Annotated in this window: 20 protein-coding genes; 7 read left to right on the top strand and 13 right to left on the bottom strand. The window is 72.7% G+C overall.

Features of this window, described 5'->3' with window-relative positions:
• Positions 1 to 49: 49 nt before the first annotated feature.
• The 3 genes from LG632_RS01365 to LG632_RS01355 form a co-directional block, all read right to left on the bottom strand.
• The gene (locus LG632_RS01365) at positions 50 to 3,169 is read right to left on the bottom strand and encodes a tetratricopeptide repeat protein (protein WP_226724445.1); all 3,120 of its coding nucleotides are present in this window, start codon (positions 3,167 to 3,169) and stop codon (positions 50 to 52) included.
• On the bottom strand, positions 3,166 to 5,022 hold the full coding sequence (locus LG632_RS01360) for an HSP90 family protein (RefSeq protein ID WP_226724444.1): 1,857 nt from the start codon (positions 5,020 to 5,022) through the stop codon (positions 3,166 to 3,168). Before LG632_RS01360 ends, LG632_RS01365 begins: the two co-directional genes overlap by 4 nt.
• Positions 5,023 to 5,178: 156 nt before the next feature.
• Positions 5,179 to 5,718 carry an RNA 2'-phosphotransferase gene (locus LG632_RS01355; RefSeq protein WP_226724443.1) on the bottom strand — a complete coding sequence of 180 codons (540 nt, stop codon included), beginning with the start codon at positions 5,716 to 5,718 and terminating at the stop codon, positions 5,179 to 5,181.
• 144 nt (positions 5,719 to 5,862) lie between these two features.
• Between LG632_RS01355 and LG632_RS01350 the strand changes: the two genes are divergently transcribed.
• On the top strand, positions 5,863 to 6,606 hold the full coding sequence (locus LG632_RS01350; RefSeq protein ID WP_226724442.1) for an aquaporin: 744 nt from the start codon (positions 5,863 to 5,865) through the stop codon (positions 6,604 to 6,606).
• 334 nt (positions 6,607 to 6,940) lie between these two features.
• Here LG632_RS01350 and LG632_RS01345 read toward each other — a convergent pair whose 3' ends face one another.
• The 3 genes from LG632_RS01345 to LG632_RS01330 form a co-directional block, all read right to left on the bottom strand.
• Positions 6,941 to 7,879, bottom strand: a complete 939-nt coding sequence (locus tag LG632_RS01345; RefSeq protein ID WP_226724441.1) for a MerR family transcriptional regulator — start codon at positions 7,877 to 7,879, stop codon at positions 6,941 to 6,943.
• A gap of 158 nt (positions 7,880 to 8,037) precedes the next feature.
• The gene (locus LG632_RS01335; RefSeq protein ID WP_226724440.1) at positions 8,038 to 9,810 is read right to left on the bottom strand and encodes an SDR family oxidoreductase; all 1,773 of its coding nucleotides are present in this window, start codon (positions 9,808 to 9,810) and stop codon (positions 8,038 to 8,040) included.
• Positions 9,807 to 10,652, bottom strand: a complete 846-nt coding sequence (locus LG632_RS01330; RefSeq protein ID WP_226724439.1) for a M24 family metallopeptidase — start codon at positions 10,650 to 10,652, stop codon at positions 9,807 to 9,809. Before LG632_RS01330 ends, LG632_RS01335 begins: the two co-directional genes overlap by 4 nt.
• A 226-nt stretch (positions 10,653 to 10,878) precedes the next feature.
• Here LG632_RS01330 and LG632_RS01325 point away from each other — a divergent pair, with 226 nt between their 5' ends.
• The 5 genes from LG632_RS01325 to LG632_RS01305 all read left to right on the top strand — a co-directional run bounded on the left by LG632_RS01325 (position 10,879) and on the right by LG632_RS01305 (position 15,161).
• Positions 10,879 to 11,925, top strand: a complete 1,047-nt coding sequence (locus tag LG632_RS01325; RefSeq protein WP_226724438.1) for an ABC transporter ATP-binding protein — start codon at positions 10,879 to 10,881, stop codon at positions 11,923 to 11,925.
• A complete protein-coding gene (locus LG632_RS01320; RefSeq protein ID WP_226724437.1) occupies positions 11,915 to 12,802 on the top strand; it encodes an ABC transporter permease in 888 nt (295 codons plus the stop codon). Before LG632_RS01325 ends, LG632_RS01320 begins: the two co-directional genes overlap by 11 nt.
• Positions 12,799 to 13,710, top strand: coding sequence for an ABC transporter ATP-binding protein (locus LG632_RS01315; protein ID WP_226724436.1), 912 nt, complete (start codon positions 12,799 to 12,801; stop codon positions 13,708 to 13,710). Before LG632_RS01320 ends, LG632_RS01315 begins: the two co-directional genes overlap by 4 nt.
• A 15-nt stretch (positions 13,711 to 13,725) precedes the next feature.
• On the top strand, positions 13,726 to 14,445 hold the full coding sequence (locus tag LG632_RS01310; protein ID WP_226724435.1) for an ABC transporter permease: 720 nt from the start codon (positions 13,726 to 13,728) through the stop codon (positions 14,443 to 14,445).
• A 77-nt stretch (positions 14,446 to 14,522) separates the two neighbouring features.
• Positions 14,523 to 15,161, top strand: coding sequence for a rhomboid-like protein (locus LG632_RS01305; RefSeq protein WP_226724434.1), 639 nt, complete (start codon positions 14,523 to 14,525; stop codon positions 15,159 to 15,161).
• Here the strand turns inward: LG632_RS01305 and LG632_RS01300 are convergent, their stop codons facing one another.
• Together LG632_RS01300 and LG632_RS01295 are read right to left on the bottom strand one after the other, a co-directional pair.
• Positions 15,162 to 15,833, bottom strand: a complete 672-nt coding sequence (locus LG632_RS01300; protein ID WP_226724433.1) for a response regulator — start codon at positions 15,831 to 15,833, stop codon at positions 15,162 to 15,164.
• A 10-nt stretch (positions 15,834 to 15,843) separates the two neighbouring features.
• The gene (locus LG632_RS01295) at positions 15,844 to 16,842 is read right to left on the bottom strand and encodes a sensor histidine kinase (protein ID WP_226724432.1); all 999 of its coding nucleotides are present in this window, start codon (positions 16,840 to 16,842) and stop codon (positions 15,844 to 15,846) included.
• 150 nt (positions 16,843 to 16,992) lie between these two features.
• Between LG632_RS01295 and LG632_RS01290 the strand changes: the two genes are divergently transcribed.
• Positions 16,993 to 17,526 (top strand): hypothetical protein, encoded by a 534-nt coding sequence (locus tag LG632_RS01290; RefSeq protein WP_226724431.1) that lies wholly within the window; start codon positions 16,993 to 16,995, stop codon positions 17,524 to 17,526.
• 133 nt (positions 17,527 to 17,659) lie between these two features.
• Here LG632_RS01290 and LG632_RS01285 read toward each other — a convergent pair whose 3' ends face one another.
• The 5 genes from LG632_RS01285 to LG632_RS01265 all read right to left on the bottom strand — a co-directional run bounded on the left by LG632_RS01285 (position 17,660) and on the right by LG632_RS01265 (position 24,555).
• A complete protein-coding gene (locus LG632_RS01285) occupies positions 17,660 to 18,472 on the bottom strand; it encodes an HAD family hydrolase (protein ID WP_226724430.1) in 813 nt (270 codons plus the stop codon).
• Positions 18,469 to 19,746 carry a serine--tRNA ligase gene (gene serS / locus LG632_RS01280; protein ID WP_226724429.1) on the bottom strand — a complete coding sequence of 426 codons (1,278 nt, stop codon included), beginning with the start codon at positions 19,744 to 19,746 and terminating at the stop codon, positions 18,469 to 18,471. The genes LG632_RS01285 and serS overlap by 4 nt, the downstream gene beginning before the upstream one ends.
• Before the next feature lie 514 nt (positions 19,747 to 20,260).
• Positions 20,261 to 21,196: a prephenate dehydratase gene (pheA, locus tag LG632_RS01275; RefSeq protein ID WP_226724428.1), complete on the bottom strand. Its 936-nt coding sequence runs from the start codon at positions 21,194 to 21,196 to the stop codon at positions 20,261 to 20,263.
• Between the two features lie 42 nt (positions 21,197 to 21,238).
• Positions 21,239 to 22,528, bottom strand: a complete 1,290-nt coding sequence (gene efeB / locus LG632_RS01270) for an iron uptake transporter deferrochelatase/peroxidase subunit (RefSeq protein WP_264201279.1) — start codon at positions 22,526 to 22,528, stop codon at positions 21,239 to 21,241.
• Positions 22,525 to 24,555 carry a copper resistance protein CopC gene (locus tag LG632_RS01265; protein WP_226724426.1) on the bottom strand — a complete coding sequence of 677 codons (2,031 nt, stop codon included), beginning with the start codon at positions 24,553 to 24,555 and terminating at the stop codon, positions 22,525 to 22,527. Before LG632_RS01265 ends, efeB begins: the two co-directional genes overlap by 4 nt.
• Between the last annotated feature and the right edge of the window lie 15 nt (positions 24,556 to 24,570).

The following is a 24,570-nucleotide window of genomic DNA, read 5'->3' as shown; positions in this document are numbered from 1 at the left end:
CTTCCTCGGGGGACCGGCCGGACGGCCGGTCCCCCGAGGGCGGAGGACGCTACTCCTCGTCCAGCGAGGTGAGCATGTACTCCGCGCGCGGCAGCAGCCAGTCGGGAGCGGTGCCCTCCGTCAGGGTGCGTACCTCCTCGACCAGGGCCTTCAGCCGGACCCGCGCCCCCGTGACGTCCCCCAGCGCGCGCTCGGTCCACACGATGCCGTTCAGGCACTGGAACCGCTCCGGCAGGCTCTCCGGACCCAGTCCGGCGTACAACCCGGCGGCCCGGTCCCACAGGGCGACGGCCTCCAGCCGCAGCGCGCGCAGCTCGGTCGCGGTCAGCGGCTCGCGCCCGTCGTCGGCCACCTCGTCGTCGTGGTCGTGGTCGGCCCCGTCCTCGGTCTCGTCCTCCTCGTCGTAGTCGTCCTCGTCCTGGTCCACGTAGGCGTCGACCCGGCGGTCGAGGACCTGCGCCAGCTGCTGCCAGGTCTGGGCGAGTTCGTAGCGCAGCCGCGGATCGTCCCCGAACTCCTCCTGAGCGGCCCGCAGCACCTGCGCGGCCTCCTCCATCCGGCCCCGGGCCGCGGCCACGGTCGCGTTGGTGACCTCGTCGCGCAGCTCCAGCCAGGCCAGCGAACGCAGGATGCGCACGACCGACACCGGCGCGTCCCCGAGCTCGCGGCGCAGCCGCAGGGCCCGCTCGTACGCGGCGACGGCCTCCTCGCGCAGGCCCGCCGACTGCAGCGCGTCGGCCGCCGACTGCGCCAGACGGGCGTGCGCGCCCTGGTGCTCCCAGCCCTGGGCGGTCTCCGCCGCCAGCAGGTACTGCTCGGCGGCGGCCCGCTGGTCGTGCAGGTCGGCCAGAAGCTCGCCGAGCCGCTCCCGCGCGAACACCGCCTGCTGCTCGCCGTGCTCCAGCAGGTCGGGCAGTGCCGACTGGAGCACCTCGACCGCCTCGACCTTGCGCCCGTCGGCCGCGTAGGCACGGGCCAGCCACAGCCGGGCCTGGGCGCCGGCGCCCTCCGTCAGCCCGGCCTGGTCGAACCAGTGCGCGCTCTCCAGCGCCAGGGCCGCGGCCTCCGCCGGGTCACCGTCGCGGCGCAGCAGCATGTCCGCCAGGGACAACCGCAGGGCGCCGTGCCGCTCGGGGTCGGTCAGTTCCACGGCGTGCGCCAGGGCCGCCCGGGCGGCCTCCTCGGCCTCCGCGGGCCGGCCCAGCTGCAGCAGTACGGTGCCGCGCGTGGCCAGCGGGTCCACCGCCAGCCACGGCCGGTCCGCCGCCAGGACCCGCTCGGCAGCCGAGGCCAGCAGCGCCTGGCCGCGCTCGGCGTCCCCGGCTTCGAGCGCCAGATGCGCGAGCATCTCCTCGGCCTCGGAGACCTCCACGGCCAGCTCCGGGTCCGGGCCGTGGTCCGCGACGAAGGCCTCCAGCCCGGCCCGCGTACCGCCGCCCTCCCCCGGCTCGCCGATCTGCACCCAGGCATCCGGCGCGTCCGAGGGGCCCGGCTCCCCCGCCCCGTCCGCCTCGCCGCTCAGGTACGCCGCTATGCGTATCCCGGTCAGCTCGGCCCGGGCGATCCGCCGGGCGCGCAGCGGCTCGTCCGCGGGCAGGGCCCGCGCGGTGGCCATGGCCGCCGCCAGCAGGGCGCGGACCTCCTCGGGCGCGGCGCCGGACTGCACCGCCGCCGTGGCCAGGTGCAGCTCGGCCAACGCAGCCCGCTGCTCCTGACCGGCCGCCCGGTGGGCGTCGCGGACCCGCGCGAACCGCTCCGACAGGTCCGGGGCCCCGGCCCGGGCCGCCGCCATGGCACGGTGCTCCAGCAGATCGGCGGCCAGAGCGGCGTCCGGCTCCCGCGCCTGCTCCTGCTGCCGCTCCTGGGCCCGGCGGTCGACCTCGTCCCAGAGCGCCCCGGCCGAGGGGTGGCCCTGGGCACGGGCCGCGCGGGCCCGCGCCACCAGCTCCCCGAACTCCGCCACAGCCGCCGGCTTCGCCCCGCCCGCCGCGGCCCGCGGGACCGTCCCGGTCGCCGTACCGGCACCCGCGCCCGCGTCGGCCGCCGGCCGCGGCAGCGCCGCACTGCGTACGCCCAGGGGCAGCACGTCCAGCACAGGCGCGGCCGCGATGCGCGCCACGAGCTCGTCCGAGACCCGGGTGTGCCCGTTGCGGACGTCGTAGCGTCGGGCTATGTCCAGGGCCTCGGCGCGCAGGACCTCGTACAGCCCGGCCACCGTGCGGGGGCTGCCCGCGTACGGGACCGTCGGCTGCTCGCCGTGGCCCAGCGCGATCAACCGGTGCAGCAGGACCAGCACACCGCCGTAGAACTCCATCTGCGAACCGACGTCCGCGAGCGGCGCCAGCTGCCCAGCGTGGTCGGCGAGTATCTCCAGACCACGGGCCTCGTTGCCGGTCAGCGCGCAGAACTCGATGTGCTCGCCGATCGAGCGCAGCAGGCTGTCCTTGCCGCGCACCATCCGGTAGCCGCGCAGGTGGTGGGCGCGCGCCTCGTCGACGCGGCCGAGCCGGACCAGGGGCAGCAGGGAGCGGGCGAGCACCCGGTGGGGCTCCTCCATGCAGGTCTGGTTGCCGCTCAGGACCGGCTCCCACACCTCCACCGCCTTGGCGTCCTCGCCCTTACGGGCCCAGAACCAGCCCTGGGTGTTGGTCTCGCAGGCGTGGCAGTCGCTCATCCGGTCGCGGTCGGCGGCGGCCCAGCGGGTGATGGCCCGCTCGGCGCGCTCGTCGTCGCCTATGGCGTCGGCGAGGTAGAACTCCGACTGGCGCACCGCCCGTTCGCTGTAGCCGGCGAGTCGGTAGCGGCGTTCCATGTCGTCCAGCCAGCCGGTGACGGCCGCGACGGGTATCTCGGGGGACTCCACGATCCGTCCGGCCACCCACTTGAACCGCCAGAACAGCGAGTGGGTCTCCCCGCTGTCGAAGGCGGCCGGATCGCGGTCGTACTCCTGGAGCAGCCGGGCGAAGGGCACCACCATGCGGGTGCGTTCGGAGCTGTACTCGTAGGCGTCGATCTGCGTGGTCAGGGCCTGGCGCAGCAGCGCGCGGTCGCCGGTCGCCTCGGCGGCGGCCGCCAGGGTCTCGGCCTGTGCGTTGCGCGCGGCGCCGTAGGGCAGGCGGTGGTTGTCCCACAGGGCGCGGCGGATCTCGTCCGGGCTCATCGTGGTCACTTGGGGTCCTCCTGGCCGGTGACGGAGTGGGTGGCCCATTCCAGGAGCCCGAGGAAGGCCCGGTTGAGCAGGGTGGAGTCGGCGGGGCGCAGCGGACGCTGGGACATCAGCAGCGCCTGCCCGTACAGGGATTCGACGGCCGTGCCGGTCAGCTGCGCGTCGGGCAGCGCGGCGAGCCGCCGGACCAGCGGGTTGTTGTGGTTGAGGACCAGGCGGGCGCGTGGCGCGGAGCCGCGCAGCGAGCCGAGGATGCCGGCCCACAGGTCGTCGGCGTTCTCCTCGGCGACGGCGCGGTCGCGCTCCTGGCGGGCCTGCCGGTCGTCGAGGTAGAGGGCCGGGACGGACACCGGCTGGAAGGCGCGCAGCACCACGTCGCAGCTCTGCGGCTCCAGGCGGGTGCGGGCGGTGGACAGGAAGCCCGCCAGGGCCAGTTCGGCCGAGGTGGGGACCGGGTCCAGCCGGTCGGTGACGGCTCCCGCGTCCAGTTCGGTGACCTTCAGGCCGGGCCGGACGGAGGGCAGCAGCGCCAGCAGGTCCGCGTCGTAGGTGTAGCCGGCGTTGACCACACCCAGCCCATGGGCCGCCGCTATCGGGGCGATCTGGCGGAACTCCTCCACCGTGCGGGTGAAGTGGATCTCGGAGTGCGCGGCGGCGAACTCCTCCAGGCTCATCGAACCGTCGCTCGTCTCGAACGGCAGCCACGGCAGCATCAGCCCGAGCAGTTCGGCGTCGTGCCGGGCCAGCGACTTCACGCCGAGATGGTGCACGTTCAAGAAGGCGGCCAGCCGCTCCGGTTCACTCGCGGCGAGCTCGGTCAGCCAGCCGCGCACGCGCGCGCCGAGGGCGTCGCGGACGGCGGCCAGCGTCTCGTCGTCGTAGAGGTTCTCGCGGGAGGCGGTGGGCCGCAGCGCGTCGGTGTCGAGGACGGCCCGGACGAAGAAGGCCCAGTCGGGCAGCAGGTTGTCGGCCTGGTCGGTGAGCAGCATGCCCTTGAGGTGGACCCGGTGGCCGGCCCGGTGGGCGGGGCTGGTGGGGTCGGGCAGCACGTACGCCACACCGCGGACACCGGCGACCGGCAGGTCGAGGTCGATGCTGTCGAGCGGGGTGAAGCCGAAGAGGTCGGCGCAGTGCCCGGCGAGCGCGACCCGGCGGGCCGCGGGGGTGGGGTAGGGGCGGTCCCAGACGGCCGGGCGGTCCGTGATCGGGCGTGGCTCGCCGCCCCGGCCGTCGTCGAAGGTGATGTCGTACGGCAGCAGACTGCCGAAGTCGCGGGCGAGCCGCTCGACGGTGGCGGGCACGAGCCATTCCTCGGCGCCCGGGCGGGCCTGCAGGTGGACGGTGGTGCCGGGCTCGGTGCGGGCCTCGTGCGGCAGCTCGCGGACGGTGTACGAGCCGTCGTCCGTGGCGAGCCATTCGACCGGGAGCGCCCGGGGATCGCGGGCGGAGCGGGTGACGACCCGGATCTGGCGGGCCACGACGAAGCAGGCGAGCAGGCCGATGCCGAACTGGCCGAGGAACTCGCGGCGCGCGGTCTCCAGGCCGTGCTGTCCGCCACGCTTGGAGCTGCGGCCGATGGTGGCCAGCAGGGAGTGGGCCTCGTCGGCGGTCAGGCCGATGCCGCTGTCCTCGATCGACACGTGGCCGTCGGCCGCCCGGAGGCGGATGCGGACCTCGGCCCCGGGCTCGTGCGCGTGCCGTGCGGTCACCGCGTCGACGGCGTTCTGCAGCAGCTCGCGGACGTAGACGCGCGGGCTGGAGTAGAGGTGGTGGGAGAGCAGGTCGACCAGGCCGCGCAGGTCGACCTGGAAGTTGTTGACCTCGGACGGTTGTGCGGTCGGGTGGGTGGATGTCATGGGGCGTCACCTCGCGTGAGCGCAATGCGTGGTTCGGCGATCGCGAGGTTCCCCCCTCATCGATGCCTGGACGATCAGAAGAGTAGGGCGCGGCGCCGACAATCTCCCGCGGGTTACGAAGCCTGTGGAAAACCTCCGGCGGGTCCGCCGCCGGGATCAGGAGAACCGCAGGTAGCGCGGCGGTACGGCGTCCACGAGCCACACGCCGTTGGCGCTGACCCGGAACACGTGGCCGTCGGCGTGCATCGCGCCCGCGGCCACGCCGAGCACGACGGGGCGCCCGCGGCGCGCCCCCACCCGGGTCGCGGTCTCGCGGTCGGGCGAGAGGTGCACGTGGTGGCGGCGCATCGGGAGGAGCCCCTCGGCGCGGATGGCGTCCAGGGCGGCGGGGACGGTGCCGTGGTAGAGGTACGCGGGCGGCTCGGCCGGCGGCAGGTCGAGGTCGACGGGCACGGTGTGGCCCTGGTTGGCCCGGATGCGGGTGCCGTCGACGGCGAAGCGCTGCTTGTCGTTGGCGGCGACGACGTGGTCGAGCTCGGCGCGGGTGAAGGGGAAGCCGTGCGCGGCCGCGGCGCCCAGCAGGTCGTCGATCTCGACCCAACCCTGGGCGTCGAGCACCAGTCCGATGCGTTCCGGCTGGTGCCGCAGGTGTTTCGAGACGTATTTGGACACCTTCACGGTGCGTCGTTCGTCCATGGCACCCAGCCTGCCTGGTGCGCGGGCTCCCCAGCAGCTGAATTCCGCCGGACCTGCCCACGGGGACGAGGGGCGGGACGACTCTACCGATCTTCCGTGATACGGAATATATTTTCCGAAACCACTTCTGCTCAGGGGGAACCCATGTCTTACCGCGGTTCACTGCGGCGCCGTGCTGCGGCCGAGTTCGTCGGCACCGCCGGCCTGCTCGTCGTCGTGATCGGATCCGGCATCCAGGCGGCCGCCCTCAGCGCGGACACCGGCGTCGCGCTCGTGGCCAACTCGCTCGCCTCCGCGATCGGACTCGGTCTGATCATCACCTTGTTCGGTCCGCTCTCGGGTGCCCACCTCAACCCGGTGGTCACCCTCACCGCCTGGTGGGGCCGCCGCACCGGCGCCGACGCCGAGGGGCTCACCGGCCGCGAGGCTCTCGTCTACGCCGCCGCGCAGACCGCAGGTGCTGTCGGCGGGGCCGTGCTCGCCGAGGTCATGTTCGGCCGGGTGCCCGGCAGCCTGGCGACCCAGGTCCGCGAAGGCGGGCACCTGCTGGTCGGTGAGGTGGTCGCCACCGCCGGACTGGTCCTCGTCATCCAGGGCCTCGGGCGGATCGGTCGGCCGAGGCTCGTCCCGGCGGCCGTCGCCGCGTACATCGCCGCCGCCATCTGGTTCACCTCGTCCGGGTCCTTCGCGAACCCGGCGGGCACCGTCGGCCGCGCCTTCACCGACTCCTTCACCGGGATCGCGCCGCAGTCGCTGCCCGGTTTCGTGGCGGCGCAGCTCCTCGGCGGAGTCCTCGGCCTGGTCCTCGCGGGCGTTCTCTACGGGGGCCGGAGGACGCTGCGGACCGGCGCGGTGCCGAGCAACAGCGACTACGAAGTGGTCAGTTGAGGTCCAGCGCATGCCGGTACGGCGCCGGGCCGTACGACGCGTGACGAGGGGACACGCGGGGGTCGGACGCCGGACGAGGGGGCACCCGAGGGTCGGACGCGGGACGATGTGACGCGCGAGCGTGTGACACGTGAGGATGTGACACCGCACTCGTCCACAGGAAGAGTCACTTGTCCACAGCCGATTCGCCGGTAATTGTCACCGAACAGGCGATCCGCCCTGTGGACTCAGTGGCGCAGACCTGTGGAACCTTGCGCCACATGGGCCACCTGATCCCCTCCCGGCCACCGGCCCTCCCTCGCCCCACCGGCCTCTCTCCGGCCACTGGCCCGTCCTAGCTCTCGGCCCCCACCGGGCCCTGCGCCCCGCCCCGCCGGGCGAGGTCGTTCATCGTCCGGGCCTGGAGCTCCCGCTCCGTGGCGGCCCGGACGAACGCCGCGACGTGCTCGGCCCCCACCAGATCCTGCACCGCCCGTACCGTCGCGGCCGGCAGGGCCACCGCTGCCGAGCCCGGCTGGCTCACGGCCCCGCCCGCCCCGAGGTGTCGCTGCAGATGGCGCGTGGCGAACAGCCGCATCGCCCGCGCCAGCTCCGCGTCCACCGTCTGCTGCGCCAGCGGCCGCAGCCGCCGCACCATCGTGGCGGCCTCCGCGGCGTCCGCGTCCGTCGGCGGTACGTGCCCCAGGTAGCGGGCGAAGACGTGCTCGGTGGTGAACTCCAGGAACCGCGACGCGATGTGCTCCACCTGACCGCGCAGCTCCCGCAGATGCCCGGTGATGGCATTCAGCGGCACCCCGGCCGCGTACAGCTCGGCCGCCACCGCCAGCTCCTGCGGAGAGGGCACCAGGAACTCCTCCGGGCGCCCCGGGATCCGCTCCAGCACCCCCAGCTCGCAGGCCTCGTCCACCGCCGCGTCGTCGGGCAGGCCACCGAACCGCCGGTCCAGTTCCTGCCGCGAGATCCGCGCCGCCTCCTCGTCCGTCCACGGGCCCTGCACCTCGGCGACCAGCCCCAGCACCCCGCCCAGCCCGCGGCCGGCGTCCCAGGCCTCCAGCAACTCCTTGATGGAGGCCAGGGTGTAGCCGCGGTCCAGCAGGTCGGCGATCTGCCGCAGCCGCGCCAGATGCGTGTCCCGGTAGACGTTGGACCGGCCGCGGCGCTCCGGCTTGGGCAGCAGCCCCCGGTCCTGGTACGCGCGGATCGTGCGCACCGTCGCCCCGCTGTGGTGCGCCAGATCCTCGATCCGGTACTCGGCCACCGCCTGATCCGACACGTCCACTCCCTACGCCACGGCGGCTCGGCCGGCCGCACCCGACGCGGCCGGGGCCGCAGGCGGGAGCGCCGAAGACGCGACCGCGCCATGCGGCGAGCCCTCCTGCGAGGGATGGTACGACCGCCCGTCGGAGCCCGGTACGCCCGTGCCGTGCTCTGTCACAGCCGGGGCTCCAGCTTCGCCAGCGCCCGCAGCGCGCCCGGCGCGAAGCGGGATATCCAGCGGGCTCCCTTGGCCTCAGGCGTCACCGGGACCACGGCCCGGTTGTGCACCACCGCTTCGACGATCGCCTCCGCCACCTTCTCCGGGGGGAAGTTGCGCAGCCCGTACAGCCGGGAGGACCGCTCCTGGCGCCGCTTCTCCTCCGCCTCGTCCACCCCGGCGAACCGGGCCGTGGCGGTGATGTTGGTGTTGACGATGCCCGGGCAGATCGCGGACACCCCGATGGACTTCGACGCCAGCTCCGCCCGCAGGCACTCCGACAGCATCAGCACCGCCGCCTTCGAGGTGCTGTACGCCGGCAGCGTCTTCGACGGCAGGTAGGCGGCGGCCGAAGCGGTGTTGACGATGTGTCCGCCCTGACCGCGCTCGGCCATCTGCCGGCCGAAGATCCGGCAGCCGTGGATGACGCCCCACAGATTGACGTCCAGGACCTTCTTCCAGTCCTCCGAGGTGGTGTCGAGGAAGGAGCCCGAGAGCCCGATGCCGGCGTTGTTGACCAGGACGTCCACCACGCCGTACTCCGCGGCCACCTGCGCCGCGAGCTTTTCCATCGCCTGCTCGTCGCTGACGTCCACGCACGCGCCCCAGGCCTGGGGTGCACCGATCAGCCGTGCCATCTCGGCCGTGCGCGCCGCACCCGCGGCGTCCCGGTCCACGGCCACCACCCGCGCGCCGGCCTCGGCGAACGCGAAGGCCGTGGCCCGCCCGATGCCACTGGCCGCGCCGGTGACCAGCACCAGCTGCCCGCCGAACCGGTCGGCGTACTTGCCCGTGCCGGTCGACGCCGGCGCCGGACCCGGGTCCTCCGTCGCGGTGACGAACTCCGTGATCCAGGAGGCCAGCTGATCGGGCCGGGTCCGCGGGATCCAGTGCCTGGCGGGCAGGGTGCGGCGCACGAGCTGCGGTGCCCACCGCTCCAGGTCGTCGTACAGCCGCTCGGAGAGGAAGGCGTCCCCGGTCGGGGTGATCAGCTGCACCGGTACGTGTGCGAAGGCGTCGGCCCGCGGCCGGCGCAGCCTGGCCCGGACGTTGTCGCGGTAGAGCCAGGCGCCGTGCGCGGCGTCCTCGGGCAGGGACGCCGTCGGGTAGCCGCCACCGGCGGGCAGCTTCTCGCCGCGCTCCAGCAGCCTCGGCCAGCGCTTGCCGAGCGGCCCGCGCCAGGCGAGCTCCGGCAGCACCGGGGTGTGCAGCATGTACACGTACCAGGACCGGGCCCCCTGCCCCAGCAACTGCGCGGCCCGGCGCGGGGTGGGACGGCTCATCCGCTGCTTGATCCAGTGCCCGAAGTGGTCCAGGGAAGGCCCCGACATCGAGGTGAACGACGCGATCCGGCCCTCCGTCCGCCGGACCGTGGCGAACTCCCAGCCCTGGACGGAGCCCCAGTCGTGGCCCACCAGGTGCACCGGCCGGTCGGGGCTCACGGCGTCCACGACGGCCAGGAAGTCGTCGGTCAGCTTCTCCAGGGTGAACCCGCCGCGCAGCGGCACCGGCGCCTCGGAGCGGCCGTGGCCACGGACGTCGTAGAGCACGACGTGGAACCGGGAGGCCAGCCGCTCGGCGACCTCCGACCACACCTCCTTGCTGTCGGGGTAGCCGTGGACGAGCACCACCGTCGGCCGGCCCGGCTCGCCGAGCTCGGCGACGCACAGCTCGATCCCGCCCGTCCGCACCCGGCGCTCACGCGCCCCTACCAAGATCGTCCCGCTCATGCCGCCCTCTCCTCCGCCCAGCGCCGCACGTGCGGCAGATCGTCGTCCAGCCAGAACGCGCTCTCCTCGGGATCCCGGGAGTCGGTGACGACCAGGATCTCCTCGAACTTCGCCCCCGTACCCCGGAAGCCCAGGTGCGGTTCGACCGCCCACAGCCCCGGCTGCGGCGGGTGGTCGGAGAACTTGTACGGGCTCCACAGCGGTGACCAGCCCTCCCGGTGCCCGTGCAGCGCGTCCCCGGCCAGCCCCTTGAGGGCCTGGGTCCCGAACCCGAACACCGTCGGCGACCAGCGCCGCTCCTTCACCCGGTCCACCTTGTGCGCGATCACCCCGAAGGGGTAGGCCCGGTGCCGGTTGGCATGGCCCTGCCGAACCATGAGCCGCTCGACGTCCTCGTATATCTCCCGCAGCGAGCGCCGTTCGCGCACCTCGGTGAGGATCAGCTCGCGGTGCTCGCGCAGATCGCTCATCAGCCGGTCCTGGACCGGATTGAGGCCGAGGCTGCCCGAGTAGCCGATGTCGGCCGTGTAGCCCCGGTAGATCGGCGCCGCGTCCAGGATGAACGGCATCCCCGGCTCCAGCCTGCGCCCCGTCGGGAAGAACTGGAGCGGGATCTTGAAGTCCACGAACGCGGTGCGGTCGCCGAACCAGGCGAAGGGCAGGTGGAACCAGTCCCGCACACCGCGCTCGCGCAGCCACTCGCGCTGCATCCGTGCGGCCTCGCGCTCGGTGATCCCGGGCTTCAGCCGCGCCGCGACGGCCTCCGCGCAGGCGTACGCGAGCTGCTGCACTTCCTTGAACCCGCGCAGATCCGCGGAGAGTTGCCTGGTGTCCCCTGCCATGTCCGCCGTCCGTTTCGTCCGTGGAACCGTACGCGCCCGTAAGTTGACACTGATGAATGTGACAATGCCCGGAGATCACGTCAAGGGTCGTGCACGGCCCTGTGGAAAACCGCCGGGCCGCCGGCCGGATCAGCCTTCCGTCAGGGTCCCGTACGCCTGAAGGCTGACATCGGATCCCGCTCCAGGTCTGACGTCACGCGAGATCCCGCGCACTACCGTCGAAGACGTGACTGTCATCGCGACCGAAAGCCTGAGCAAGCGGTACCCCCGAGTGACCGCCCTCGACCGGCTCTCCCTGGACATCGGGCCTGGTGTGACCGGCCTGGTGGGCGCCAACGGAGCCGGCAAGTCCACGCTGATCAAGATTCTGCTCGGACTGTCCCCCGCCACCGAGGGCCGTGCCGCCGTACTCGGACTCGACGTCGCCACCCACGGCAGCGCCATCCGCGAGCGCGTCGGGTACATGCCCGAGCACGACTGCCTGCCGCCCGACGTCTCGGCCACCGAGTTCGTCGTGCACATGGCCCGCATGTCGGGGCTGCCGCCCGAGGCGGCCCGCGAGCGGACCGCCGACACGCTGCGCCACGTCGGCCTCTACGAGGAGCGCTACCGCCCCATCGGCGGCTACTCGACCGGCATGAAGCAGCGGGTCAAGCTCGCCCAGGCCCTCGTCCACGACCCCCAGCTGGTCCTGCTGGACGAGCCCACCAACGGCCTGGACCCGGTCGGCCGCGACGAGATGCTCGGGCTGATCCGCCGGGTCTGGACCGACTTCGGCATCTCGGTCCTGGTCACCTCCCACCTGCTCGGCGAGCTGGAGCGGACCTGCGACCACGTGGTCGTCGTCGACGGCGGCAAGCTGCTGCGCTCCAGCTCCACCAGCGACTTCACGCAGACCACCACCACCTTGGCGGTCGAGGTCACCGACTCCGACACCCACCCGGACGGCACCGCGGCCCTGCGCCGGGCGCTGGCCCTCGCGGGCGTCACCCTCCACGACAGCGACGAGCAGGGCCTGCCCGGCGCGGGCCACATCCTGCTCGTCGAGGCCACCGGCGAGGCGACGTACGACACCGTCCGCGACACCGTCGCGCAGTTGGGCCTCGGCCTGGTCCGCATGGAGCAGCGCCGCCACCACATCGCGGAGGTCTTCCGCGACCACGACCGCGGCCGCCTCGCGCAGCAGCAGGACGCCGCCGCGTGGCAGACCACCCCGCAGCAGTCCGCGCAGCCGCACTACGTACAGAAGGGAGCCGGTACCGATGGCGCCTGAGACGTCCACCCAGATCCACAACATCGGCTACCGGTCCTACGAGGGCGCCCGCCTCGGCCGCGCCTACGCCCGGAAGTCGCTCTACTCGCAGTCCCTGCGCGGCGCCTACGGGCTGGGCCGGTCGGCCAAGTCCAAGGTGCTGCCGATGATCCTCTTCGCGGTGATGTGCGTACCCGCGCTGATCATCGTGGCGGTGGCCATCGCGGTCCCCGGCTCCACCGAACTGCCGATCAAGTACACGACGTACGCCCTGACCACCCAGGTGATCATCGGCCTCTACCTCGCGTCCCAGGCGCCCCAGACGGTCTCCCGGGACCTGCGCTTCAAGACGGTGCCGCTGTACTTCTCACGGCCCATCGAGCGGGTGGACTACGTGGTCGCCAAGTACGCGGCGATGGCCTCGGCCCTGTTCGTCCTCACCGCCACACCGCTGCTGATCATGTACATCGGCTCGCTGCTGGCCAAGTTCGACTTCGGTGACCAGACCAAGGGATTCGGACAGGGAATCGTGTCCGTACTGCTTCTCTCACTGCTCTTCGCCGGCCTCGGCCTGGTGATGGCCGCCCTCACCCCGCGCCGCGGCTTCGGTGTCGCCGCCGTGATCGCCATGCTGCTGATCCCCTACGGCGCCGTCTCCACGGTCCAGGCCGTCGCCTACGGCACCGGCAAGGCGGGCGCGATCGAATGGCTGGGCCTGTTCTCCCCGATCACGCTGATCGACGGCGTGCAGACCGCCTTCCTCGGCGCCACCACCGCCTTCCCCGGTGGCGAAGGCGTCTCCGCGGGCGTCGGCGTCGTCTACCTGCTGGTCGTCCTCGCCCTCATCGCGGGCTCCTACGCCGCGCTGATGGCCCGCTACCGGAAGGCCGGGCTGTGACCGTCATCGACATCGACCACACCTCCCGCTGGTTCGGGAACGTCGTTGCCGTCAACGACGTCACCATGCGCATCGGCCCCGGCGTGACCGGACTGCTGGGCCCCAACGGCGCGGGCAAGTCCACCCTCATCAACATGATGGGCGGCTTCCTCGCCCCCTCCACCGGCACCGTCACCCTCGACGGCGCGCCGATCTGGCGCAACGAGTCCGTCTACCGGCACATCGGCGTGGTGCCCGAGCGGGAGGCCATGTACGACTTCCTGACCGGCCGGGAGTTCGTCGTCGCCAACGCCGAGCTGCACGGACTCGACGACGCCGCCGCCCAGCGGGCGCTGGCCACCGTCGAGATGGAGTACGCCCAGGACCGCAAGATCGCCACGTACTCCAAGGGCATGCGCCAGCGCGTGAAGATGGCCTCCGCCCTCGTCCACGACCCCTCGGTGCTGCTGCTCGACGAGCCGTTCAACGGCATGGACCCGCGCCAGCGCATGCAGCTGATGGACCTGCTGCGGCGCATGGGCGCCGACGGCCGCACCGTGCTGTTCTCCTCCCACATCCTGGAGGAGGTCGAGCAGCTCGCCTCCCACATCGAGGTGATCGTCGCCGGCCGGCACGCCGCCTCGGGCGACTTCCGCAAGATCCGCCGCCTGATGACGGACCGCCCGCACCGCTACCTGGTCCGCTCCTCCGACGACCGGGCGCTCGCCGCGGCCCTCATCGCCGACCCCTCCACGGCCGGCATCGAGGTCGACCTGAAGGAAGGGGCGCTGCGCATCCAGGCGGTCGACTTCGGACGGTTCACCCAGCTGCTGCCCGTGGTCGCCCAGGCCAACGGGATCCGGCTGCTGACCGTCTCCCCCTCGGACGAGTCCCTCGAATCCGTCTTCTCCTACCTCGTCACGGCCTGAAAGGAGCTGGCACCCATGTACAACCCCACCGTCGCCCGGCTCACCTACCGGGCCCTGCTCGGCCGCCGCCGCGCGCTGATCCTCTTCGCGCTCCCGGCCCTGCTGATCGCCATCTCGCTGGCCGTACGTCTGCTCACCGGGGTCGACGACAAGGTCGCCGCCGAGCTGCTCGGCGGATTCGCCCTGGCCACGATGGTCCCGCTGATCGGTGTCATCGCCGGTACGGGAGCCATCGGACCGGAGATCGACGACGGCTCGATCGTCTACCTGCTCGCCAAGCCGGTGAAGCGGCCCACGATCATCATGACCAAGCTGATCGTCGCCATCGCGATCACCATGGCGTTCTCGGCGATCCCCACCCTCGTCGCCGGCTTCATCCTCAACGGCAACGGCCAGAGCATCGCGATCGCCTACATGATCGCCGCGCTCGTCGCCTCCGTCGCCTACAGCGCCCTCTTCCTGCTGCTCGGCACCGTCAGCCGGCACGCCGTCGTCTTCGGCCTGGTGTACGCCCTGATCTGGGAGTCGCTCTTCGGCAGCCTGGTCGACGGCGCCAAGACCCTCAGCGTCCAGCAGTGGTCGCTGACCCTGGCCGAGAAGGTCGCCGGCGAGGGTTACGTCGACTCCGCCGTCGGCATGCCGACCGCGGTGGTCCTGCTCGCCCTCGTCACCGTGGGCGCCACCGCCTACGCCGGCCAGCGACTGCGCCGCCTCACCCTGGCTGGTGAGGAGTGACCTGCGGGCAGTGACCCGCCTGCCCCGCCCGGCCCACCGGCCGGGCGGGGCAGCCTTGTCACGGTGATGATCGGAGCATGCTGGCGCCACACACCGAGCCGGAGCCGTCACGGCCGCTGCGGTCGTGGATCCGGTCCTCGTCGGGTACGCACATATGGCTGCTGATCATCGCGGTCACCAGCCTGGTCGTCGTCATCGCCCCCGACCGTGTCGAGCACGTGCTGCTGCACCGCAACAGCAGCAACATCCACGAACTGAACCACCATCCGGTCCGGGCCCTGCTGAGCAGCGCCTTCTGGATCGAGAACCCGGCCTCGCTCCCGCTGTACGCGGTGCTCTTCGAGGCCTTCCACGCCCCCGTCGAGCGCTGGCTGGGCACCCTGCGCTGGCTGGTGATCGTCGCCACCGCCCATGTCACCGCCACCCTGATCAGCCAGCGGGTCGTCCTGATGGCCATCCAGGACCACCGGGCGCCGCGCAGCATGGTCCATGTGGTCGACATCGGCGTGAGCTACGGCCTCGCCGCCTCCATCGGCGTCCTGACCTATCGGCTCCCCGGCCCGTGGCGCTGGCTCTACCTCGCCGGGGCCGTCGCCTTCTTCGGCATCCCGCTGCTCACCGGAGCCACCTTCACCGACCTCGGCCACGCCATCTCGCTGGCCGTCGGCCTGCTCGCCTGGCCGCTCACTCGCCACCCCGTTTCACGTGAAACATAGCTAGGCGTCCTCCGCCCGAGCCACCCCCTGCGCCCACGCCCACGCGGCGATGCCCACCCGGTTGCGGACGCCCAGCTTGGCCTGGACATTGGCGATGTGGGTCTTGGCCGTGCCGGCGCTGATGAACAGCTCCGCGCCGATCTCGGCATTGGTCAGCCCCCGCGCCACCAGCCGGACGATCTCGACCTCCCGCTCCGTCAGCGGGTGCGCAGAAGGTGGGGGTCCGGCGGGCATCCGGGAGTCCCCACCCCGCGCCGGCTGCCCGGTCAGCCGGCTGAGCAGCCGGACCGTGATCTGTGGGCTGATCAGCGTGTCCCCCTGTACGGCGGCACGGACGCCCTCGATCAGCAACGCAGGCCCCGACCGCTTGAGCAGGAACCCGCAGGCCCCGTTGACCAGCGCCGTCTGCACGTACTCGTCCAGGTCGAAGGTGGTCACCACGACCACACGGGTCTGCCCGGCCAACTGCCGGGTCAGCTCCAGGCCGTCCAGCCGGGGCATGCGGATGTCCGCCAGGACCACGTCCGGCCGCAGTTCGCGGGCCAGCGCCAACGCGCTCTGCCCGTCGGCCGCCTCCCCCACGACGGTCATGTCCGGTTGGGAGTCGAGGATCAGCCGGAAGCCGCTGCGGATGTCGGCCTGGTCGTCGGCTATCAGGATGCGTATGGTCACCCGGCCATGATCACGTCCGGCACGGTCCGCCGTGCGGGAAAACGGCCGACACCTGCCAGCCGCCCACCTCACGGGGCCCCGCGCTCAGAACCCCGCCGGCCGCCTCCACCCGTGCGCGCAGCCCCGCCAGCCCCGTTCCGCCGGAGACCCGGCGGCGCAGCGGACCGCGGCGCGGTCCGCGCGGGGGCGCGTCGTTGACCACGCTCAGCTCCGTTCCGCCCGCCGTCCGGCGCACCACGACCCTGACCCGGGCCGCGCCGTGCGCGTGGCGGCGTACGTTCGTCAGGGCCTCCACCGCCACCCGGTACGCCGTGGTGCCGGCCTCACGCGACAGCCCGGCCATCGCCTCCGCGTCGGCCTCCAGTTCCCCGGCCTCGAACCGCTCGACCAGCTCCGGCAACGCCTCCAGCCCCGGCGTCGGCGACGTCGGACCGCCGCCGGCCGCCCGCAGCGCGTGCACCGTCCGGTCCATGGAGGCCAGCGCGCTCAGCCCGGCCGCCTCGATCCGCTCCAGCGCCCGGACGGCCTGCTGCGGGTCGCCGTCCGCGACGAACCGGGCCGCCTGCGCCTGCACCACGATCGCGCTCACGTCGTGTGCCACGAAGTCGTGCAGGTCCCGGGCCAGTTCCAGCTGCTGTTCCCGGCGCGCGTCCCGGACGGCGCGCACGCGCAGGTCCGCCTGCCGTCGCAGGAACCAGCCGGCGCCGGCGGCCCCGCCCGCGGCCAGCGCCCAGAACAGCCCCGCGCCCACCACCTCCAGCAGGGACGAGGACCCGGCCCCGCGCAGGAGGGACACCGGCCAGTACGCGACGGCCGCACCCGCGAGCCCGCCCGCCGCCCACGCCCAGGGCGCGGGGGCCCACCGGGCCACGACCGCGATCAGCGGCAGCAGCGCGAGCACGCCGAGCAGGGTCCACGGCGCCGGCAGCCCCAGGGTGGAACCGACCAGCAGCAGTACGGCGCCCACGGCCAGCGCCGGGGCGCACGCGGTCCGCGGAATCGAGGTCATGTCCTGACCCTACGAGCGCGCCGGAGGCGGGGACCATCTGCCGATCGGCAGAGCCGGCCCGGTACGGACCTCCTGATCGGCCGATGGTTGCGGGCGGGTGCCCGCCCGAGGCTGGAGGCCGACGACCGCACCCGCACCGAGGAGCCGGCGATGACCCTGCTCGACACCACTCCCGCCACGGGCGTTTCCCGCGGCATGCGCCTGACGGCCAAGGCCGCGTCCCTGACCGTCCTGCCCAGCTGCCTGTGGCGGCTGCTGATAGCCGTCGGCATTCCGGTCGGCTGGGGTCCGGGCAGCGAGCTGCACCACACGCACTATCCCGGCTGGGGCTCCCTGTACCTGCTCGCGCTCAGCGTTTTCCAGGAGTGCCTGGGCCTGCTGGCCCTCGGCCTCGTGCAACGCTGGGGGGAGATCGTGCCGCACTGGGTGCCCTGGCTCGGCGGACGCCGGATACCGCCGCCGGTCGCGCTCGTGCCCGCGGCCCTGGGCGCCGTGGCGCTCATCGGGATCACCGCGCTCGGCGCCCTCAACTGGAACGACGTCATGGCGGCCGATCCCGACTCGCCGAGCGAGGGTTTCGGCTACTGGCTCTTCACCCTCTCCTACGCCCCGCTGCTGCTGTGGGGCCCGCTCCTGGCGATCGTGACCGCCGACTGCGCGCGGCGCCGTCTGATTCACGGCTGATGCGCCGAAATTCGCTGGTACGCAACCGGTCGCGGAGGCACAGTGGATCTCGCGGGGAGCAACAAAAGGTCCGGGACAGCCGCTTCGAGCGCGCCTGACGGCGCGGGCTGTCCCGGACCTCCCTTCAAGCGCGCTACGCGGCGCCGAGCAGGCGCTCCAGCACCACGGCGATGCCGTCCTCCTCGTGCGAGGTCGTCACCTCGTCCGCCACCGCCTTCAGGTCCGCGTGAGCGTTGGCCATGGCGACACCGTGCGCCGCCCAGCCGAACATCGGGATGTCGTTGGGCATGTCACCGAAGGCGATCGTCTCGGCGGCCTTCACCTTGAGCCGGCGGGCGGCCAGTGACAGCCCGGTCGCCTTGCTCAGGCCGAGCGGCAGGATCTCCACTATCCCCGGCCCGGCCATCACGATGTCGACCAGGTTGCCCACGGTCTCCCGTGCCGCCTTGGCCAGCGTGTCGTCGTCGAGCTCGGGGTGCTGGATGTAGAGCTTGTTCAGCGGCGCCGTCCAGACCTCGGCGGTGTCCTGGAGCTGGACCGCCGGCAGCCCCTCCTGGACCTGGTAGCCGGGACCGAGCAGCACCGCGCCGTCCAGCCCGTCCCGGCTGGCGGCGAGCGCCAGCGGGCCGACCTCCGCCTCCATCTTGGCCAGCGCCAGACCGGCGAGCTGCCGGTCCAGCGTCACCGAGGTGAGCAGCTTGTGCGCACCCGCGTCGTAGAGCTGCGCCCCCTGCCCGCAGACCGCCAGTCCCTGGTAGCCGAGGTCGTCCAGGACGCCCCGGGTCCACGGCACCGAGCGGCCGGTGACGATGATGTGCACCGCACCGGCCGCGGTGGCCGCGGTGAGTGCCTCCCGGGTCCGCTCGGAGACGGTGCCGTCGGCCCGCAGCAGGGTGCCGTCGAGATCGGTCGCGACCAGCTTGTACGGGAAGGGGGCCGGGCTCACTTGGCGATCGGCTCCAGGACCTCGCGGCCGCCCAGGTACGGACGGAGCACCGCGGGCACCCGGACCGAGCCGTCGGCCAGCTGGTGGTTCTCCAGCAGCGCCACGATGGTGCGGGGCACGGCGCACAGGGTGCCGTTGAGCGTGGCCAGCGGCTGGGTCTTCTTGCCGTCGCGGACGCGGACGGACAGGCGGCGGGCCTGGAAGCCGTCGCAGTTCGAGGCGGAGGTCAGCTCGCGGTACTTGCCCTGGGTGGGGATCCACGCCTCGCAGTCGAACTTGCGCGAGGCGGAGGCGCCGAGGTCACCGGTGGCGACGTCGATCACCTGGAAGGGCAGCTCCAGGGAGTTCAGCCACTGCTTCTCCCAGGCCAGCAGGCGCTGGTGCTCGGCCTCGGCGTCCTCCGGGGCGACGTACGAGAACATCTCGACCTTGTCGAACTGGTGGACGCGGAAGATGCCGCGGGTGTCCTTGCCGTACGTGCCGGCCTCGCGGCGGAAGCACGGGGAGAAGCCGGCGTAGCGCAGCGGCAGCTTCTCGGCGTCGATGATCTCGTCCATGTGGTACGCCGCGAGCGGGACCTCGGAGGTGCCGACCAGGTAGAAGTCGTCCTTCTCCAGGTGGTACACGTTCTCGGCGGCCTGGCCGAGGAAGCCGGTGCCCTCCATGGCGCGCGGGCGGACCAGCGCCGGCGTCAGCATCGGGACGAAGCCCGCCTCGGTGGCCTGCGCGATGGCGGCGTTGACCAGGGCCAGCTCCAGCAGCGCGCCGATGCCGGTGAGGTAGTAGAACCGCGAGCCCGACACCTTGGCGCCGCGCTCCATGTCGATGGCGCCCAGCAGCTCACCGAGCTCGAGGTGGTCCTTGGGCTCGAAGCCCTCGGCGGCGAAGTCGCGGATCGTGCCGTGGGTCTCCAGGACCGCGAAGTCGTCCTCGCCGCCGACGGGCACGTCGGGGTGGACGATGTTGCCGAGCTGGAGCAGCAGGGCGCGGGCCGTCTCGTCGGCCTCGTTCTGCTCGGCCTCGGCCGCCTTGACGTCGGCCTTGAGCTGCTCGGCGCGGCGCAGCAGCTCGGCACGCTCCTCGGGGGAGGCCTTGGGGATCAGCTTGCCGAGGTTCTTCTGCTCGTTGCGCAGTTCGTCGAAGCGCATGCCGGAAGACCTGCGGCGCTCGTCGGCGGAGAGCAGGGCGTCGACGAGGCCGACGTCCTCTCCACGGGCGCGCTGCGAGGCGCGGACACGGTCAGGGTCTTCACGGAGTAGCCGAAGGTCAATCACCCCTCCAGGCTACCGGCAGGGGCTTCCGTGGATCACACCGATATCACGCTGCGTGTCGCTATGTCCTAATTGCCATGAATGTAAAAGTGTTCACGCCTGGCCGGATCAGGATGTTCTCCGCCGGTCAATAAAAGGTGGTCGATTCCCCGGAAAGGGGACCGTCCGGACCGGAGGGGGCTGCCGTGACCAGTGGCTTGTCCACAGGAATGGGGTCGGCGACCTTCCTTATCCACAGGCTGTGAGCCGTCGCTGTGGACACGAAAAGCGATCATTCCTGATCGCGCGACGAGCGTACCGATTCATGGTTCAAACCCGCCCCACACACTCATTCGGGTGGGAAAGCCTCGCCCCAAAGAGTTGATCCTCGGTGTGGCGATGACGCCGTTCACCTGCCGCTCACTCTTGCGAAACCTGAGACATCGACCGATATGTCGACCTTGCCGCGTGGAAGTGTCGACTAGTCCACAGGTCTCCTCCCGGGCCTGTGGATAACTTTGTGGACAACTGCGAGGGGTCAGCCCCGGCCGTCGAGGCAGCGCGTCAGCCAGTCGGAGGCCGCTGTGAAGTCGCCGTCCGAGGTGCCCGCCCGGGCCGCCCGGACGTCACTGGCCGTGACCCCCGCCCTCGGGTACGAGCCGAGGAAGCGGACCTGCGGGCAGGTGCGCTTCAGACCCATCAGGGCCTCGCCCACCCGGCGGTCGGAGATGTGCCCCTCGGCGTCGATCGCGAAGCAGTAGTTGCCGATGCCCGCCCCGGTCGGCCGGGACTGGATCAGCATCAGGTTGACCCCGCGGATGGCGAACTCCTGGAGCAGCTCCAGCAGCGCACCGGGGTGGTCGTCGCCGAGCCAGGCGACCACGGAGGTCTTGTCGGCGCCGGTGGGCGCGGCGGGCCGGGCGGGTCGGCCGACCAGCACGAAGCGGGTCTCGGCGTTCTCCGCGTCGTGGATGTCGGTGACCAGCGGCACCAGCCCGTAGGTGGCGGCGGCGAACTCACCCGCGAAGGCGGCGTCGAAGCGGCCCTCCTGCACCAGCCGGGCACCGTCGGCGTTGGAGGCGGCCGACTCCCACACGGCGTCGGGCAGCTGGTCGCGCAGCCAGTTGCGCACCTGCGGCTGGGCGACGGGGTGCCCGGTGACCGTCTTGACGTCCGACAGCGCGGTGCCGGGCCGCACCAGCAGCGCGAACGCGATCGGCAGCAGCACCTCGCGGTAGATCATCAGCGGCTCGCCCGAGGCCAGCTCGTCCAGGGTCGCGGTGACCCCGCCCTCCACCGAGTTCTCGATCGGCACCAGCGCGGCCGCGGCCTCACCGTTGCGTACGGCGTCCAGGGCGGCCGGCACCGACACCATCGGGACGAGCTCCCGGGTCGCGGCTTCCGGCAGGGTGCGCAGGGCGGCTTCGGTGAAGGTGCCCTCGGGACCGAGATAGGTGAAACGAGTGGCCGACATGCGGTCAGCCTAATGCCGTGAGGTGCCGCTTCGCGGCGTTGTTCATCCTTCGAGCAGGTGTGCTCCGACGTACTCGCCGGGACGCGGGCCCGGAGGCACGGCGTACAGGCCGCTGGCCTCGTGCCGGATGAACTCCGACAGGGCGTCCCCCCGGTCCAGCTTGCGCTGGACAGGCACGAAACCGCGCAGCGGATCGGCCTGCCAGCAGATGAAGAGCAGGCCCGCGTCCGGCGAGCCGTCCTCACCGAACCCGTCGTGGTAGGAGAACGGCCGCCGCAGCATGGCGGCCCCGCCGTTCTGCTCGGGCGCGGAGATCCGCGCGTGCGCGTTGGCCGGGATCACCTGCCTGCCGTCGGGCCCGAGCCGGTCGAGGTCCAGCTTCGTGGTCTCCGTACCGCCCGTCAGCGGCGCCCCGTCGGCCTTGCGGCGGCCGATGACCTGCTCCTGCTTCTGCGGCGACTGCTTGTCCCAGTCGTCGAGCAGCATCCGGATGCGCCGGACGACGGCGTACGAGCCCCCGGCCATCCAGGCGTGCTCGGCGGGACCGGGGCCGCTGCCGGGCACGAAGATCCGCTTGTCGAAGTCGGGGTCGGACGGCTTCGGGTTACCGGTCCCGTCGACCTGGCCCATGAGGTTGCGCGCGGTCATCGGCTCGGCGGTGGCGCCGGGGGAGCGGTTGAAGCCGTTCATCTGCCAGCGGACCCGGGCCGCCTCTCCGGCGTCCTTCTGCAGGGCGCGCAGGGCGTGGAAGGCCACCAGCGCGTCGTCGGCACCGATCTGGATCCACAGGTCGCCGTTGCTGCGCCGGGGATCGAGCCGGTCGCCGGAGAACTCGGGCAGCGGGTCCAGGGCCACCGGGCGGCGGGCGGTCAGGCCGGTGCGGTCGAAGAAGGAGTGACCGAAGCCGAAGGTGACGGTCAGCGAGCTCGGGCCGGCGTCGAGGGCGATACCGGTGTCGGCCGTCGGCGCGGTCTCCCCGGCCATCAGCCGGCGCGCCGTCTCCGACCAGCGGCGCATCAGGGCGACGGCCTCCGCCCGGCCGGCGCCGGGCGCCAGGTCGAAGGCGACGAGGTGTCCCTTGGACTGCATCGGTGTGGTGATGCCGGCCTGGCGGTCGCCGTGGAAGGCCACCTGGGTGCTGCCGAGCGAGCTCAGGGCGCCCGCGGAGCCCGCGGCACCGGTGGTGGCCGTCTCGCCGGTGAGGGCGGAATGGGCCAGGGCGCCGCCGGTGGCGCCCAGGGCCAGTCCCGCGGCGCCCGCGGCGCCGACCGTGCCCAGCAGGCGGCGTCGGGAGATTTCGATGTCAGGGGTGCTCTCGGTCACGCTGGTCAGCCGATCTTCACGTTCTTCTGGACGGTCGTCTGGTCGATGTCCGACGTGCGGACGGTCACGTCGATGCGCCACTCGCCCGCAAGCGGCAGTTGGACGCCGGTGGCGGTCCAATGGCCGGCGGCGGCGCGTTCGGGCACGAGGGGGAGCGGCCCGATCTCCTTGGCGGGCAGGGTGAAGGCGACCTTCACCTCCGGGGCGTCCAGGGGCGTGCCCCCGGGCGTGTCCACCCACAGGTGGAGGGTGTTGGCGCCGATCCGGCCCGGGTCGAGCTCCAGCCGGACCGTGCCCTTGCCGTTCTGGCCGCCGGCGTCGAACGGGAGGGTGACCTTCACCGCCCGGTCGGGTACGGCCGTGCTACCGGCGGTGCCGCGCCCCGCCTCCTGCTCCGCGGCCCGGCCGGGCTCGGTGCTGGTCAGCGCGGTGGTGACGGCGAGCAGGACCACGGCGACCGCGGCCTCGGCGAGGACGGAGCGGCGCAGTCCGGCCCGCTCGGGGTCGGCCTCGCGCCGCTTGCGGGCCTGGGCGGTGGCGCGGGCGGCCTGCTGACGGGCCAGCTGGGCTGCCCGTACCGGATCCACCGGGACGGTGACGGCGGGCACCTGGGCGCCGCCCTCCGGCGAGTCGGCCGACTGCGCTGCCCCGGCGGTCCCTTCGCTCGCCCCCTCCACGGTCTCCGCCCCGCCCGTTTCACGTGAAACATCGCCGCCGACCGGTGACTGCGCCAGGCGGCCGGTCCACCGGCGGGAGACAGCGGCGAGGCCGACGAGGACGGCGACCAGGCCGACCTTGACCATCAGCAGTCGGCCGTACTCGGTCCCGGTGAGGGCGGACCAGCTGCCAACCTGACGCCAGGACTGGTACAGCCCGGTGGCGGTGAGCACCAGCACGCTGCCGAACGCGAGCCGGGAGAACCGCCGCACGGCCGTGCGGTCGATGCCGGGTACGGCGTAAAGGGCCACGAGCAGGGTGGCCAGTCCGCCGAACCAGGCGGCGACGGCCAGCAGGTGCAGGATGTCGACGGGCATCGCGACGCCCGGCTGGATGCCGGTGGAGGCGTGCTCGGACAGCGCCCACGTGGCGGCGATCCCACCGGCCACGACGGTCCCGCCCACAGCGAGTCCGAAGGTCAGGTCGGCGGTGTCCTTGGCCCGGGCGTCGGCCTCGGCGGCGGACTCCTCGCCGCTGCCGCCGCTCTCCGCCGCCTGCCGTCGGGCGTAGATGCCGAACAGGACCGCGAGGAAGAGGGCGCTCGCGCCCAGCAGGAGCAGCCGGGAGACCAGCGAGGCACCGGTCTTGGTCTCCAGCACCGCCTTGAGCGCGGTCAGGTCGAAGGCGTCGGCGAACTTTCCGGAGCCGGTGTACGGGGCCCTCAGCACCAGCATCGCCAAGGTGGCGGCGGTCAGGGTGACCCAGGCCCGCACGACGAGCTTCTGCACGGGGCGTTCGGCCGCACCGCGCCGCCAGCACACGAGCAGGAAGGCGCAGCCGCCGACCAGGACGGCGAAGCCGGCGTACGCGGCGTAGCGGGCGACCTCGTAGGCGAGGCCGACCGGGCCGCCGCCCGCCTTCCGGGTGGGCAGCGTGACGTTGGTGGCCGAAGGCGCGCCGATGGAGAAGGTGAAGGCGCCGGAGATCGGATGGCTGTCGGCGGAGACGGCCTGCCAGGCGACGGTGTACGTGCCGTTGGGCAGGCCGGTGTGCAAGGCGGTGCCGTACCGGACGGTGGAGCCGCTGCACATGTCGCGCAGCTCTCCGGTGTCGACCCGCTTGCCCCGCGGGTCCATGACGCGGATGGAGTCGTCGCCCATGGCGACCTGCTCCGAGAAGGACAGGCTGACCTGGGCGGGGGCCGTGGCGACCACCGCCCCGTCCTTGGGGTCGCTCGCAGTCAGCGCGGCGTGCGCCGTGGCCGGTGCGGCCGCGGTGAACAGGCTTGCCAGCAGGGTCGCGAGGACCAGCACCAGCCGCGGCAGCAGGGCTGCCGGGCGGGTGCGGGCCGTGGAGAGGGCGGGGGCGGTGGCCGTCATGGCGTGTCAGTCCCT

It is taken from the genome of Streptomyces antimicrobicus, assembly GCF_020532625.1.
Classification (GTDB): Bacteria; Actinomycetota; Actinomycetes; order Streptomycetales; family Streptomycetaceae; genus Streptomyces; species Streptomyces antimicrobicus.
Note: the sequence above shows the minus strand (reverse complement) of the source record. Positions and strands in the feature narration are given on the sequence as shown.